This is a genomic window from Thalassorhabdus alkalitolerans (genome assembly GCF_042656525.1).
GTDB lineage: Bacteria > Bacillota > Bacilli > Bacillales > Marinococcaceae > Thalassorhabdus > Thalassorhabdus alkalitolerans.
Window position 1 is genome coordinate 243,737 of the sequence record NZ_JBHSOZ010000010.1, and the last position, 14,087, is coordinate 257,823.

13 protein-coding genes and 1 pseudogene are annotated in these 14,087 nt (G+C 40.5%); 9 read left to right on the top strand and 5 right to left on the bottom strand.

Annotated features, from left to right (window positions below):
- The first annotated feature begins 6 nt into the window (after positions 1-6).
- From nfsA to ACFPU1_RS16200, 3 genes are all read left to right on the top strand, one after another.
- Complete coding sequence (gene nfsA, locus ACFPU1_RS16190; protein WP_385942958.1) at positions 7-756, top strand: oxygen-insensitive NADPH nitroreductase; 750 nt, start codon at positions 7-9, stop codon at positions 754-756.
- Positions 746-1,588, top strand: coding sequence for a polysaccharide deacetylase family protein (locus tag ACFPU1_RS16195; RefSeq protein WP_385942960.1), 843 nt, complete (start codon positions 746-748; stop codon positions 1,586-1,588). The genes nfsA and ACFPU1_RS16195 overlap by 11 nt, the downstream gene beginning before the upstream one ends.
- Positions 1,589-1,789: 201 nt before the next feature.
- Entirely contained in the window at positions 1,790-2,956 is a 1,167-nt protein-coding gene (locus tag ACFPU1_RS16200; protein WP_385942962.1) for an alpha/beta hydrolase, read from the top strand.
- A gap of 44 nt (positions 2,957-3,000) precedes the next feature.
- Here ACFPU1_RS16200 and ACFPU1_RS16205 read toward each other — a convergent pair whose 3' ends face one another.
- Positions 3,001-3,798, bottom strand: a complete 798-nt coding sequence (locus tag ACFPU1_RS16205; RefSeq protein ID WP_385942964.1) for an SDR family NAD(P)-dependent oxidoreductase — start codon at positions 3,796-3,798, stop codon at positions 3,001-3,003.
- Positions 3,799-4,071: 273 nt separating this feature from the next.
- On the opposite strand from ACFPU1_RS16205, the gene ACFPU1_RS16210 reads away from it, so the two are divergent.
- A complete protein-coding gene (locus ACFPU1_RS16210) occupies positions 4,072-4,764 on the top strand; it encodes a hypothetical protein (protein WP_385942966.1) in 693 nt (230 codons plus the stop codon).
- 556 nt (positions 4,765-5,320) lie between these two features.
- Positions 5,321-5,650 carry a hypothetical protein gene (locus ACFPU1_RS16215; protein ID WP_198153429.1) on the top strand — a complete coding sequence of 110 codons (330 nt, stop codon included), beginning with the start codon at positions 5,321-5,323 and terminating at the stop codon, positions 5,648-5,650.
- 326 nt (positions 5,651-5,976) lie between these two features.
- On the opposite strand, the gene ACFPU1_RS16220 is transcribed toward ACFPU1_RS16215, so the two are convergent.
- Complete coding sequence (locus tag ACFPU1_RS16220) at positions 5,977-7,293, bottom strand: YjiH family protein (RefSeq protein WP_385943047.1); 1,317 nt, start codon at positions 7,291-7,293, stop codon at positions 5,977-5,979.
- Between the two features lie 361 nt (positions 7,294-7,654).
- Here ACFPU1_RS16220 and ACFPU1_RS16225 point away from each other — a divergent pair, with 361 nt between their 5' ends.
- Together ACFPU1_RS16225 and ACFPU1_RS16230 are read left to right on the top strand one after the other, a co-directional pair.
- Positions 7,655-7,867: a YuzF family protein gene (locus ACFPU1_RS16225; RefSeq protein ID WP_385942968.1), complete on the top strand. Its 213-nt coding sequence runs from the start codon at positions 7,655-7,657 to the stop codon at positions 7,865-7,867.
- 72 nt (positions 7,868-7,939) lie between these two features.
- On the top strand, positions 7,940-8,833 hold the full coding sequence (locus ACFPU1_RS16230; RefSeq protein WP_374701204.1) for a manganese catalase family protein: 894 nt from the start codon (positions 7,940-7,942) through the stop codon (positions 8,831-8,833).
- 45 nt (positions 8,834-8,878) lie between these two features.
- Here ACFPU1_RS16230 and ACFPU1_RS16235 read toward each other — a convergent pair whose 3' ends face one another.
- The gene (locus tag ACFPU1_RS16235) at positions 8,879-10,084 is read right to left on the bottom strand and encodes a cation:proton antiporter (RefSeq protein WP_385942969.1); all 1,206 of its coding nucleotides are present in this window, start codon (positions 10,082-10,084) and stop codon (positions 8,879-8,881) included.
- Positions 10,085-10,160: 76 nt separating this feature from the next.
- On the opposite strand from ACFPU1_RS16235, the gene ACFPU1_RS16240 reads away from it, so the two are divergent.
- Entirely contained in the window at positions 10,161-10,466 is a 306-nt protein-coding gene (locus ACFPU1_RS16240; RefSeq protein WP_385942971.1) for a hypothetical protein, read from the top strand.
- Between the two features lie 72 nt (positions 10,467-10,538).
- Here the strand turns inward: ACFPU1_RS16240 and ACFPU1_RS16245 are convergent.
- Positions 10,539-11,861, bottom strand: a pseudogene (locus ACFPU1_RS16245) (YeeE/YedE family protein).
- 177 nt (positions 11,862-12,038) lie between these two features.
- Here ACFPU1_RS16245 and ACFPU1_RS16250 point away from each other — a divergent pair.
- Complete coding sequence (locus ACFPU1_RS16250; protein ID WP_157049775.1) at positions 12,039-12,626, top strand: hypothetical protein; 588 nt, start codon at positions 12,039-12,041, stop codon at positions 12,624-12,626.
- A gap of 210 nt (positions 12,627-12,836) precedes the next feature.
- On the opposite strand, the gene ACFPU1_RS16255 is transcribed toward ACFPU1_RS16250, so the two are convergent.
- Entirely contained in the window at positions 12,837-13,634 is a 798-nt protein-coding gene (locus ACFPU1_RS16255) for an HAD family hydrolase (RefSeq protein ID WP_385942972.1), read from the bottom strand.
- Positions 13,635-14,087 lie beyond the last annotated feature (453 nt).

A 14,087-nucleotide genomic window follows, 5' to 3' on the forward strand; every position in this document is an offset into this window, starting at 1 on the left:
GAAACAATGAATTCAACGATCGAAACCATTTTATCCCACCGTTCAGTAAGGGCATTTGAAAACAAACCACTTTCAAAAAAGACAGTTGATACGTTAATCCAATGCGCACAGCAGGCTTCAACGTCAAGCTACATACAAGCCTACAGTATTATTGGAGTGACGAATCCAGACAAGAAAAAAGCATTGGCTGAGCTTGCCGGGCCCCAGAGTTATGTTGAAGAGAATGGACATTTTTTTGTTTTCTGCGCTGACTTGAAAAGACATGAATACATTGGAAAAAGAGAAGAAACAAATGTGATTCCTTCTTTAGAAAGTACAGAAAAATTTATGGTCGCTTTGATTGATGCCTCTTTAGCGGCCCAGAACATGGCAATTGCAGCGGAATCTTTGGGATACGGCATTTGTTACATTGGAGGCATTCGCAATAATTTAGAAAAAGCAAGTGAACTCCTTCAGACACCGGATCGGGTGTTGCCTTTATTTGGCCTGTGTGTAGGATTGCCGACAAAAGATACAGAGAAGAAACCTCGTCTGCCACTTCATCATATCTATCATGAAAACACGTATAACAATAATGAAGAAGTGATAGAAGGAGAATTAAGAGAGTTTGATGAGATTGTATCAGCTTATTATGCAAAAAGGACAAATGGAAAGAGAAATCAAAGATGGTCGGATCAAATGGCCTCCATGCTGAAAGATCCAAAGCGATCGTATATGAAAGAATTTGTGAAGGGGAAAGGGTTTGATGTCAGATAGATGTCGATGGGTTATTTTTCCTTTTCTTATCATTAGTTTCCTGCTGTTTTCCTGCCAAAACCATGGTGAAGATCGTGAAGCAGAAACGCTGCACAGTCACAAACAATTGATTGGGGAAGAAAAGAGAAGTTGGGACAAGCAAGAGGAGACTTCCCAAAAACCCAATGAATGGGGAGAACAAGTAACAGGAGTTTATCATCGCATGGCGACTGATGAAAAAGTTATTGCTCTGACGTTTGATGCCTGCGGAGGACCGCAAGGGGATCAATATGATGAAGACCTGGTTGAATTTCTTATAGAAAACCGAATAAAGGCGTCATTGTTTATTAATAAAAGGTGGGCTGAACAAAATCCTGAAAAGACGAAAGAGCTGGCGGATAACCCTCTTTTTCGCATAGAAAATCATGGGACAGATCACGTTCCTCTTTCTGTTTCAGGACAAACAGCGTGGGGCATACAAGGCACACAAAGTGAAGAAGAAGTTCTTAATGAAGTAGGAGAGGCCCAGAAGGAATTAACACAGCTGACTGGTGAACCGCCTGTTTTCTTTCGTTCAGGAACCGCTTACTATGATGAAGTTGCCGTAGCAATCGTTGAAGAGGCAGGGTTAGAGGTGTTAGGGTTTGATGTGGCAGGCGATGCGGGGGCAACATATTCTGCAGAAGAGGTGAAAAAAGCTCTTCTTGACAGCAGGCCCGGATCTATTCCCTTGCTCCATATGAACCAGCCGGGGAGCGGGACAGCTGAAGGGGTAAAAAAAGCTGTACCTAAATTGTTAGAAGAAGGATATGAATTCGTCCATCCCCATGACTATCCTTTGCATAGACAGTAGAAATCAACGTTACTCTGGAGATGAAATCTTCAGAGTTTTTTTATATTTTAAACAAACAGAAAATATGTAAAAATGTCAAAATAAAATGTGAAAATGTAAAGATTTTCTTTTTTGTTTTTGATATAATTACAATATCAACAACCAACTAAGAACAACTGTGAAGGAGGAGGGCATGTCTCTCAGGGACGTGACACAGAAAATATGTGGAAAAAAAGCCTAAAAATAATTATCCTTTCATCGTTTGCTGTAATAATCGCTTTAATATTATCTGTGCAGCTCTGGTCGAGCACCGATCAAGGTAAGCTGCCATCAAAAACTGCGGTTATCCTTCACGCTGTAAATAATAACTTAATTCCATTAGATATTGAAGCGCCTGCCTTTCTGGCTTCAACGGGTTCATCCAACCCTGAGGTAGTGATGTTAAGAGAAAATTATGAGACAGAAGTTTCCGATGGACACTCTATCGATTTAAGGGTCTATCGTTATTCAAATGTAGAAGAAGCTCCAATCATTTTGTATTATCACGGAGGGGCTTTTCTTGAAGGCTACGGAAGTATTGACACTCATGACAATGTTATGAGAGGGCTGGCAGCCAGAACGGGTGCAATTGTTATAGGGGTTGGCTACCGGGTTGCTCCTGAGCATATTTTCCCTGCGGCCGTGGAAGACAGCTACGATGCATTACTCTGGGCTTATGACCACGCAGAAGAGCTTGGAGGAGATCCTTCAAAATTAGCCGTAATTGGAGACAGTGCAGGAGGGAACCTTGCTGCTGTAGTGACAATGATGGCACAGGACCGGGAAGGACCGGAGATTGCAGCTCAAATTCTTTATTATCCATTGACAACATTCCGGGATGTAGAGTTTGCCTCAAGAACTGCGTATGACAGCGGATATTATTTATTATCCAGGCAGGTTATGCTTAAAGCAAGAGATGCTTATACACCGGAAGAGGATATGTGGTATAACCCATATACTTCCCCGCTGGAAGCCAAGGACATAGATGGTCTTCCGCCAGCATTTATTGTTACTGCTGAGTTTGATCCACTTAGGGATGAAGGGGAATTATACGGTAAAAAGCTCCATGAAAATGGGATCCCAGTGGAAACGGTACGCTACCGAGGAGTAATGCACGGATTCGTTTCATTCTATGAAGTAATGAGGAGTGGTGAGATGGCTATGAACCATAGCGTTCGCTTCCTGGGAGAAGCTTTTGCAGGTGAGGTAAACGAGGTACCGGAAGAGTTTGAAATTGCTGTTGAACAGCCTCCTCAAGGAATTGCAAGAATAAAGGAAGAGGCAGAGGCTTACGCGATTGCAGCTTTTTTGATCGGACGAACCACCTGGTCACAGTTTCATAATTGGTAGTGAGATAAGAGAGCTTCTTGAAAAAGAACGCTCTCTTTTTTTGGCTACAGCACACCGCCTCCTGAAATTTTCACAGCCTCTCCCACAATGTTTTTGGCGCTGTCTGTAGCCAGAAAGGCAATGGTATGAGCCACTTCCTCAGGTGAAGTAATCCTTCCAGATGGAAGAGAGGCATTTACTATTTGCAGCTGTTCAGGCAACGTACGATGTTGTCGTTTTCCGGCTTTTTCAATAGCCTGGCTCCCCATTTCTGTATCTACATAACCGGGACATACCGCATTCACTCTAATTCCATGCTGGATGGCTTCAACTGCAAAAGAGTGAGTAAAGCCAATCAATGCAAATTTGGAAGCAGCGTAAGCAGTATTTCCATAGGTTCCTCTTAAACCGGATAGCGAGGAAACATTAATGACAGCACCTTTCTGCCTTTCTTTCATGTCAGGATAGACAAGCTGGGATAATAACACTGCAGATGTATAGTTGATGTGCATAACTTTTTCCATCACTTCTTGTGTGAGTTCCTCAAGTACGTTCCCACCTAACACACCTGCACTGTTAATAAGTATGGTGACCTTGCCATTTTCCTTTTTTGCTTTGTGAACCAGTTCCTCTCTTTCTTCATTATTTCCTATATCACAGGGAAATGAGGCTACAGATATATCCGGACTGCTGTTTGTTAATTCGACTTTAAGGGCAGCAAGCTTTTCTTTATTCCTTCCTGTAATTGTAATATCTGCTCCCATGGAAGCGAGGAGCCTGGCTGTTTCCTTTCCGATTCCGCCAGTTGCTCCTGTTATTAAAGCATGCTCACCAGCCAGCGAGTCTTCACGGAAAATAGACATGATAACCCTCCTGTTTTTTGACTTCTTGTTTAGTTTATCACGACAAAGATAGTTTATTAAATTATTAGAATCTTCCAGAATAATAACGATTAGACGTAATAATCTAGTAAATATCATTATGAGGCTAGATGAGAATCATATTTTGATAAAATACTTTATAATTCTAGCTTTTCTTTTCAAATAGTCTATGGTACACTCTTTTTGGATTAAAAATAACAGAGAAAAATGACAGAGAACATGAGAGAGAATGTTCATCTGAAAGGAGGAGTCTTCATGCTGGGAACATTAAAAGAAAGAATGACGTGGCAAAGACAAAAATGGGCGGAGGAAACAAAGGAGAGAATTCGTGAATATGCTGAGTTTCAGCGTCTTGAGTTGCTGAAGGAAATTGAAAAAGAAGAAAAGACAAACGAGATTCTTCATCAAGAGATTGATCGCTATTTAAAGACAGCCCATCCAAGCTTTTTATTGAAACCGGAAGTGTCCAGAGCTTTGCTTAACCGGTTATACGCAAGATCAAGCGGTCGTTCAAGCATGTCTATTCATATAACAAGAGAGATGAGAAAAGCATCCGCTTTCTACAATAAGGAGATGGTTATTTTTATTAAGCTTCTTGAAAGAAAGGGAGTTACCTTTGAAGGTAATGAAGAGAAGTTTATGACCATTTTTATAAATAAATTAAGTGAAAATAACTATAGATATTGTGTGGAGAAATATGGTGATTTCGTATCTGAGTATGAGAGCCTGGAGGATGCAATGTATCATTACCTTGAGACAGTTGAAGAAAATGATAAGTATGAAAGCGGTCACGTAGATTTCCTTACAAAACACTTGATTAATAAGGGAATTCTACCGGCTGTGACTGTAAAAAGTAAGATGAGACGCAGGCTTAAGGAATTTGAGCACCTTCATGCTGAAGACTATAAGGTTCGAAAGATGGAAAAACGTCTGCAAGAAATCAGCTGAAAAATATGAAGAGAGCTTCACGCTTATGCGGATGCTCTTTTTTTAGGCTTTGTTAAAGACTGATGTTGATTTTTTATAAGTAGTGCGAGAAGCCTTCAGCAATAGCAGAAGCTGAAGGTGCTGCAGGGTGGGTTTTCCCGAGAGAAAATTGAATCCATACCGAGGCACAGAAGACACCGTGAAGCGAATGAAATGAAGCTGAACGGATGTGGCACTTGTGCCTGCAGGTGCATAGAAGATGCTGGGAATGAAGTGAAGAAGAATGGATGCCGCGCTTGTCCATTCTTGTCCATTTAGACGTAAGCGAATACCCACGAAAATCACCAACAAGATGTAACAAAGCCTTTTATTAAAAGAAGACCAAGGCATTAAGAATAGCCTGACAAAGGAGATGGCGTCTCCCAGGACATGGAAGATTTTTCATATGTATAAAAAATTTTCTATTTATATATGCATCTTCCTTTGCTTTCATAGGCCGGTTATGGCAAAATAATCTTAAATCATATCATCCTATTAGGACGTGTGAGATTAGATAAAGGGGAGAGTGAGAGAGGACATGGAAAAGAATATTGGTTCTTTCTTTGAAGAGAAGATTCAGGATGCCAAAGTACAGTTTGAACGCACGATCGATTGTAAACACACTGAATTTGACGATCTTTACCCATATATGAGCGAGCAGCCGCAATTTTTCTGGTATAAGCGCTATGTAGCATGGCAGGAACTATTAACGATTGTCCGTCTGGCTGATGATCTTGAGCTTGACTGGACCAGCCAATTTGATGAAGAACAGCAAGACTTTGTAAAAAACAAAGTGCTTGATGCTAAAGTTCTCGATGATTGGTATGGAAAGAAAAGAACTGAAGCCGGCGAGTCAAAGTCGGAGTAAATAAAAAGTATATAGGAAAACTCAGATAAAAGGCATTCACCAAACAGTGAGTGCCTTTTTCTTTTATCCTATGTTTACATTGGAGGCAACTGGTAAAAAGGCACTCACTTGCATCTAAAGAAACAAGGACCACCTCCTTTGAAGCTTCATTTCTCGCATTCATGGTATGTTTTCTATGCCGTTTGCAAGTTTTCTCTACCCTCATTACTACACTATGTCTAAGAAAAATACCCCAAATGATAGGTTATATCCTCTACCATTTGGGGTGCAGTACCATTCTGAATCTTTATCTATAAAGGAAGGTTCTGATCCAATCCCTTTTGTGATTAAAAAATAAAGTGAGCAATAACTACGATTACTGGAAGAGTAATGATAGTTCTTTGGATAAAGATAATCACAAGGTCGATAAACCTTACTGGTAACTTAGAAGCAAGAAGCAAGCCCCCGACTTCGGACATATAGATAAGCTGAGTTACAGATAAACATGCGATCACAAACCGTGTGAACTCACTGGCAATGTCTGCTCCAATCACTGCTGGAAGGAACATATCTGCAAACCCGATAAGCATTGTCTGTGATGCTTCAGCAGCATAAGGAACCTGCATTAGTTCCAACAGCGGGATAAATGGTGTACCAAGCCAAACGAAAAATGGGGTAAATTCAGCAATAATAACAGCAATTGTTCCCAGTGCCATCACAATCGGCAGGACGCCAAGCCACATATCAAGGACATTTTTCACGCCGCCAGTAGCTACCGTGCGGAATTTGTTTTCTTGCGCTTTTGCTGCTGCCTGACGCAAACCATGAGAGACAGCTGATGTGTTTTCTGGTATCTGATCATTGCTCCCTTTTCGTTCTGCCTTTTCATAGTAGTCATCTGACTTTCTGGAAAGCGGAGGGATTCTCGGCATAATAAGAGCGGCAACTAAGCCGGCTGCCACAATGGTCAAATAGTAAGGGATAATCATATGGCCCAATTCCATAAGCTCAATGATGACAATACTGAAAGTAATAGAGACTACAGAAAATGTCGTCCCGATGACGGCAGCTTCTCTTTTCGTGTAATAACCTTGTTCGTACTGCTGGTTGGTCAAAAGCACCCCGATTGTTCCGTCTCCCATCCAAGACGCTAAAGAGTCAATTGAAGAACGGCCAGGAAGCGTAAACAAGGGCCTCATTATCTTGTTTAATAGTGTGCCGACAAATTCCAGCAGTCCAAAATTCAAGAGTAGCGGCAGAAACAAGCCAGCAAACAAGAAGACTGTAAAGAGAAGAGGCAGAAGGTCAAAAAGCATTAAGCCGCCAGTATATTCGTGCCAGATCCACTCAGGACCCCATTGAAACAAAGTAATCACCGCAAGGATGAATCCAATGATCCTTACGATAAACCAAATGGGAGTGACCGAAAATAAATTATCTAGAAAAGTATTATTAGTAATCCACGAAACAGCGGCCACTTTAGCGAGCAAAGTTCCGACAACTGCAAGTCCGATTAAAATGGTGACAATAGCAGGGAGGGCAGGCCCAAGTAAGTCCTCCACCATTCCAGCTAATATAGCTACTGGAATTGTAACGGAACCGTCATAAGAAATGGGAATCATAAAAAGAAAAATCCCTATGAGAGAGGGGATAATAAATCGCATAAAACTCCCATTTCTATTTGTTGATTGATTTTCCAAAAAAAAACACCTCTATTCACGTATATAATTGTATAGTTATCCAACCTTACCTTAATATTGTAGGAGTGAAAAGATAAATCCTGTATAAAGTTAAATAATATATTATAAAAATAACATGTTTCATGTAATTTTCAAGGGACTATGAAATAAAGGAAATTTTGAAAAGATTTTAATTTAAAAGACTAATAAGTCATGAATATAATATTCAAAAATATGGCGATTTAGAGGAATGTTACGCTTCATACATTCTTTTTTAATAGGCAGACGCACTCTTTTCTTTCTTATAACATAAGTTATTTCGAATAAGAAAATGGAGGCGGTAAAAATGGAATCAACTCCACAGCTTGTTACGAATGTAGACCCTTATGTGTATCAAACACTGCTTTCAATCCGAGGCAGCCGGGTGGTTATAGAAACTGTGAGAGGAAATGTGCAGGGTGTTATACAAAATGTTATGCCTGAGCATGTAGTTGTAGAATCTCATGGTTCAACATTTTACGTGAGAATCGCACAAATTGTCTGGGTGATGCCTTCTTAAAAAAGAATGATACAACCCTGCTCTTTCATACAACTTAAAAGGACCACACGTGTTATGAATGGAGGGGTAGTGTTGTTTAAGAGAATTGATAAGCTGGCAATTGATTTGCCGAAGCCGAAATCTCCTGATGCTAACGGGGCCGCAGCTGTTCAAGAGCTCCTCGGAGGAAAATTTGGAGAAATGTCCACGTTAAACACGTATATGATCCAATCTTTTAATTTCAGAAACAAGAAAAAATTAAGGCCGTTTTACGAAATTATTGCCAGTATTACGGCAGAAGAATTTGGGCATGTGGAATTAGTATCCAATACAATTAATTTAATGATAGAAGGAACCACCTTCCCTGGTGATCCGGATATTACACCTATGCAGGCAGCCAAAGACAAACGAAACAGTCAGCATTTTATTGTCAGTGCCCAGTCTGCTTTGTTAAGTGATTCCATGGGAAGGCCCTGGAATGGAGATTACGCCTTTACCAGCGGAAATCTTATATTGGATTTAGTAAATAACTTTTTCCTTGAAGTCGGGGCACGCACACATAAAATGAGAGTATATGAAATGACATCCAATGAAACTGCTCGTGAAATGATAGGATATTTGCTTGTTAGAGGAGGAACTCACGTTCTTGCCTATGCCAAAGCATTGGAAGTAGCTACAGGTGTGGACATGACAAAGATGATTCCGATTCCTAACCTGGATAACAGAGCTTTTGACCATGCAAGAAAATATGAAGCACAGGGACTTCATAGAAGATTATACACATGGAGTGACAAGTATTACCGTGATATTGCACAGATATGGAAAGGACAGCACCCGGATGGAGGACAATTGGAGGTAGTTATAGGCACTCCGGACGGTGCTCCAATACCTGACTTAGAAGAAATCCCGGAGGAGTTTGCGCCTGGCATCGGTCCAGATGAGTTTATGGAAATTGTAAAAAGACTGCAAAGAAGCGCCGGAATATAAGCAGAAAAGCACAATGGTGCAAAGAAATGCAAAAAAGGGAAGCTTTTATGAGCTCTCCTTTTTCTTTTGTTCCTGCGCTTTTAATTTTCTTGTTATGGGATACATCGTTAAGCTTTGAATAAAAATGGATAAAAATACAATGCCAAATGTAAGGGTGAAAATCACTTCGCTGTTCTTTCCACCCGCATTCAGGCCAAGAAGCAGAGCTAATGAAATGGTTCCTTTCATTCCCCCCCACCCAAGGATTAAGTAATCTTGAAAGTGAAACCGATGTCTCCAAAAGGGGATAAGGTACATAATGAGGGCCAGTACAATATATCTTGCCGCAATCATCAGTAAAAAGCCTGCCAGGATATAATATAAATAAGATATATAAGGCTGCTGTCCGCCTGCAATTCCAATTAATAAAAATACGAGGCATATCATCAAGAGCTCGATGATGCCCCAAAAACCATCAAGTCTCTCTTTCACCTCTTTGTCTCCATTTACATGAAAATGCCGGGATAAAAAAAGCCCTGCAGCTACAGTGGCCAGGATTCCTGACACCTGAAGGGATTCAGCAATATAAAAGCTGATATAAGCTAACAAAAGGGAGAGAAAAATGTGATATTCATTATCTTTAATCAGGTGCATCCATTTATTCGCTAAAAAAGCGATAATGAGGCCAATGGCAGCGCCGCTGAAAGTGACAAGTAAAAAATCGATTAGAAAGGAATTTATGGAAAACTGTTGTGATTCAAAATACATCGTACTCATTAAAGTAAATAACACAATACTTGTTCCGTCATTTAATAATGATTCACCTTCGACAATGTCTGCCGCTTCCTGGGGTCCTGTCTGCTTTAAGATTGTTACCACACTTACTGGATCCGTAGGAGTCAGCATAGCTGCAATTAACAGACAAGCAACTAAACTTACTTCCAAAAAGGGGCTTAATAAGATATATAGGCTGATGCCTAAAAGGATAAAGGTGAGCAGCAAGCCAATAGTTGCCAGGGTGGATATTAAGCCCGCGTCTTTTTTTAAATCCCTGTACGGAAATTGATAAGCAGCAACAAATAAAAGCGCAGGCAGAAACCAATCAAAAATGAGATCTCGGGTGACTTCGATATTTGAAAAAAACGGAACGAAGGAACAGAGGATTCCAGCTGCTAAAAGAAGTAACGGCAAGGGAAAGTGCTCTTTCTTTTTGTCAAAAGCAGCCAGGACAAACCCGATACAAAGCAGGGCGAAAACTTGTTGAGCATCCATCTTCTGTTCTCCTTTTGTTTGGTAGTGTGGGTAAAGGGAATAGAAAAAGCAAGAGATGTTCTCAGGAGATGATCGTGTGCCTCAATATGTATTTGATATAAAACAAGTATATAGAAAAAAGCCGGAAGATAAAATAGGGTCCTTGGTTGCAGAAGTAGACATCGAAGTGATTGATCAACATTCCGGAAGGATCCTTCATAAGATGGTGGTTCCCGTTCTTTTTCATAATTACGGAGTATATCCGGAGCTCTCTAATATCTCCTCTCATATACCTTCACCTAATTTACGAAAAGAAGTCTATTACAGAGTAAGAAGGTATGTAAAAAGATTGAGACCTTACCTTGAGGTAAGCAAGAACTGGGGAGAAGAAAGAGAGCAGTAAAAGGAGCATCCTGACACAGAAGAAAGTAAAAAACTGTCTTACACGGCTCTCTACCGTATAAGACAGTTTTGCTTAACAAGATTTATCATTTGGCTTAGGTACTTTCAGACCGAACCATGGCATGATCCAAAGGGCTGTATAAGTACCCAGAAGGGCCATAACAGCCCATACCCATCCGTGCACACTAAACGAAGCAATGCCGCTGAAGTATGCACCAATGTTACATCCAAATGCCAGTCTTGCTCCGTACCCCATTAACAGACCGCCGATTAAAGAAGCAAGAGCTGTTTTAAATGGAATTTTCTTAAGAGCGAATAGTCCTCCGGCAGCTGAGGCAATAAAAGCCCCGGTTACGAGACCGAAATTCATGACGCTTGTCGAGTCAAGAAAAACAGACTGTGTAAGCTGCTCTTCCATACCGTCTCTAGACCAGTAATACCAGGATGCGACATCAATTCCCATGCCCTGGGAGATTTGGGATCCCCAAAGAGCGAAGGCAGACGTGATTCCCCAAGGGCTTCCACGGGTCAAAAGAGTAATGGCATTTAGAACAGCAAGGACGACAGCTGCAATGAGAATAGGCCAGGCCCCTCTAAAGATTCTCTTCCAGCCGTTCTCCGTTGGCAATTCAGCCATACGGGGCGGTTTTCTTTTTTTAGCGATATAAAAAGTAAGCCATATAATGAAAGCAAACGCTGCAATTTGGACAGCCCAGGCACCAAGGAACCCTAGGCCCGTACTTTCTGCCAATGAAATAGCAGGCAATGAAGGCATATCATTTAACCAAAAGTCAAAATGCCATGCACCGATTACAGAACCGGCGATAAACCCAGCTAATGTAATAAAAATGGATGATCTTCCGCCACCTGCGGAATATAAAGTTCCAGAGGCTCAGCCGCCGCCAAGCTGCATGCCAAGGCCAAAAATAAAGGCGCCAAAGATAACACTGACCCCGACCGGCGATACTAAACCAGAAACATCATCACCAAAAAAGCTCAGATTAAAAGCCAATATAGGAGCAAATAGGGTTGAGGCAACAGCCAGCATGACCATATGAGCTCTTATGGCTTCCCCGTTTCCTACGGCAAGGAACCTCCGAAAAGCGGATGTAAACCCGAACCTTGAATGAAAAAGAGTATAGCCTAGTAATAATCCTATCCATAATAAGAGAGCCATCTGCCCGTCTGCAATTTGTAAGGTAATAAAAGTCAAAATAATAGCAGTGAGAATCCCGCCGACAGTGAGTAAAGTCTGTGGGGGAGGGAGCAACTGTGCTGACTTATTGATAGAAAGGGTGACAGGCTTATTTTTTGTTTCTGCTTCCATAACACTTCCACCTCTCTTCTTGTTGCATTTAGTAATCTTAGCGGCATAGTCAGGTTTAGTCAACTCCATATAAAATACACATACTAATTAAAATACTTTGACTGCTAAGTAGAGAGGAAAAGAAAAGGGGTTGTCAGAAAGAACAGCCACATTTAAAATGTGAAAGCAGTTCTGTTACTCATACAGATTGTATCAAAAAGCCTGGCACTAAAAAAAGACAGAAAGAGAGCGGGAGAGTATTGGAAAATGATTACGATCGATAAAGACAATAAGCAGATAACTGCCGCAGCCTGCGTTCGATGTCCGGATCCATTTTTTCAAAGAGGTGAGGACGTTTTAGAAAAGGTTGGATGCTGCAGCTACAGCCCAGTTTTCACTTTATTCGAGATTAAGAAAATGGCGGATAGGGATAAAAACTTCTTTTACGAGACGATATATAAACATCCTGAGGCTATTGTTTCTTCTTATTCAATAAAAATAGAGGCTGAAGTGAATCCTGCTTTTGAAAAGGTTAATACTTCTTCCATGTTGCCAATGGAGAAAGAGGACACTAAGCTTAGTTACTCAACGTGTCAATTTTTTGTATCAAATCAAGGATGCGGCCTTCCGTCTGGTTACAAAACAAGTGTTTGCCGTTCATTTATTTGCTGTACAGTAGAAGAGAGCCTTTCAAAGGAAAGAAAAGAGGAAATGAATGACTGGATTTTTTATATTCAGGAAGAAGTCAAAGCCTTTAATCGGTCCCATGAACAAAAGTTAAAAAGTAAAGGGTGGACGCTGCAGGAACAGCCAAGTATGGTTGTGGACTATTTAAAAAGTCTGCCTGACATGTAAAACAAGGAGCAGGATCACTCCTGCTCCTTGTTCACTTACAGGAGTGATCCGGGAGAGTCTGACGAAGCATGGTGTTTCTTTCTAATAATGGAAGAGGGAGAATAGCTCGCAATGATTATCTTCAGGAAGGTGCTGAAGTCAAAAAAAGAGAGGGAGCTCCCTTTCTTCTAAAAAAGCATTTTCCTGATTCCTTTCAGGAAAATGCTTTTCTTAGTTTTTATTCCATTTTTTCAGGACTTCGGGAATTTCTTTTAAACTTTTTACTTCCTCAGTAAAGGGGATGTCTGGTTGAGGTTCCTTGTTTTCTCGGTTAATCCAGATATTTTTCATATTTATTTTATTAGAGCCCTTAATATCTGTGTTAAGGTTGTCTCCAATCATTACAGCTTCATCCTTTGTCAAGTTTAAAAGAGACAAGGAATGTTCGAAAATGCTCGCATCAGGTTTTCCTCTTCCATATGCTCCAGAGACCAGAATATAGTCAAAATAAGGAACAAGTTCAGGTGTCATTTCAAGCTTTTCATTCTGCAAGGTAGGAGAGCCGTTAGTCAAGAGGAGCATGCGATAGTCTTTTTGAAGTTCTGCTAACAATTCAAAGGTGTCATCATATACAAAGGGCAACTGTCTTCTGTGATGAGGGAACCGTTCAGCAAGGTATGCTCCGAAAACAGGATCGTCCACTCCTGCTTGCTTCAAGCCTCTTGTCCACGCCTCTTTTCGATAATCTGGAGCCATTTTGCTCATTTTTCTAAACCCAATATCGGTTTTGTCTGTAAAGTCACCCCATAACCCCTCAAAAGGGTTAATTCCTATCATTTTAGTGAAAGGGAAGGTTTCATAAGAGCTGTAGAGGGTGCTTGCCTCTTCTCTTACCTTTTCCTCCAATAATAGTGGGTCAATTCCTTTTTCTTTTTGTGCTTCCTTGCATGTTTCCCGGAAAGCTTCCTGGACACTTTTCTTATCCCAAAGAAGCGTGTCATCTAAGTCAAAAATTACACCTTTAATCATAATGAAAGTCACTCCTGGCATTGGTATGTATGCCTTTTTATTTTAGCACATTTAAAGCAGGCTGCAGGATAAGATAAATAAACGGAAAATTTGATAAATTTAGAATAGTTAAGCTTTAAAAATGATACCGAAAAAATTAAAAATTTTTGCGAGAGTGCCTGAAAAATCATGTTTTTTATTGTACAATAGATTTATAGCTTTCACATATTAGACACAAATTGACGACTTGTTACAATCTGTATTTATATCATAGGCATGATGATTCGTTTTTTCTCAAAGTCCTTACTGAATTCTCAGCAAAGAAATGCGACAAAACACGGGATATTTTTGAGAATGCGTTTACATCATGTTAAAATTAATTGGTGAAAGCGTTCTCCCCAAATGGGGGGTGCTTTATCCATAAATTAACATTTGTTTATAGAAGTACTTCTCGCATTAGTCCAATGACTCAGG

What these genes read in the sequence shown, in the direction of transcription:
- nfsA (WP_385942958.1), top strand. Translation starts at nt 7, where the DNA reads ATGAATTCAACGATCGAAACCATTTTATCCCACCGTTCAGTAAGGGCA.
- ACFPU1_RS16195 (WP_385942960.1), top strand. Translation starts at nt 746, where the DNA reads ATGTCAGATAGATGTCGATGGGTTATTTTTCCTTTTCTTATCATTAGT.
- ACFPU1_RS16200 (WP_385942962.1), top strand. Translation starts at nt 1,790, where the DNA reads ATGTGGAAAAAAAGCCTAAAAATAATTATCCTTTCATCGTTTGCTGTA.
- ACFPU1_RS16205 (WP_385942964.1), bottom strand. Translation starts at nt 3,798, where the DNA reads ATGTCTATTTTCCGTGAAGACTCGCTGGCTGGTGAGCATGCTTTAATA.
- ACFPU1_RS16210 (WP_385942966.1), top strand. Translation starts at nt 4,072, where the DNA reads ATGCTGGGAACATTAAAAGAAAGAATGACGTGGCAAAGACAAAAATGG.
- ACFPU1_RS16215 (WP_198153429.1), top strand. Translation starts at nt 5,321, where the DNA reads ATGGAAAAGAATATTGGTTCTTTCTTTGAAGAGAAGATTCAGGATGCC.
- ACFPU1_RS16220 (WP_385943047.1), bottom strand. Translation starts at nt 7,293, where the DNA reads ATGCGATTTATTATCCCCTCTCTCATAGGGATTTTTCTTTTTATGATT.
- ACFPU1_RS16225 (WP_385942968.1), top strand. Translation starts at nt 7,655, where the DNA reads ATGGAATCAACTCCACAGCTTGTTACGAATGTAGACCCTTATGTGTAT.
- ACFPU1_RS16235 (WP_385942969.1), bottom strand. Translation starts at nt 10,084, where the DNA reads ATGGATGCTCAACAAGTTTTCGCCCTGCTTTGTATCGGGTTTGTCCTG.
- ACFPU1_RS16250 (WP_157049775.1), top strand. Translation starts at nt 12,039, where the DNA reads ATGATTACGATCGATAAAGACAATAAGCAGATAACTGCCGCAGCCTGC.
- ACFPU1_RS16255 (WP_385942972.1), bottom strand. Translation starts at nt 13,634, where the DNA reads ATGATTAAAGGTGTAATTTTTGACTTAGATGACACGCTTCTTTGGGAT.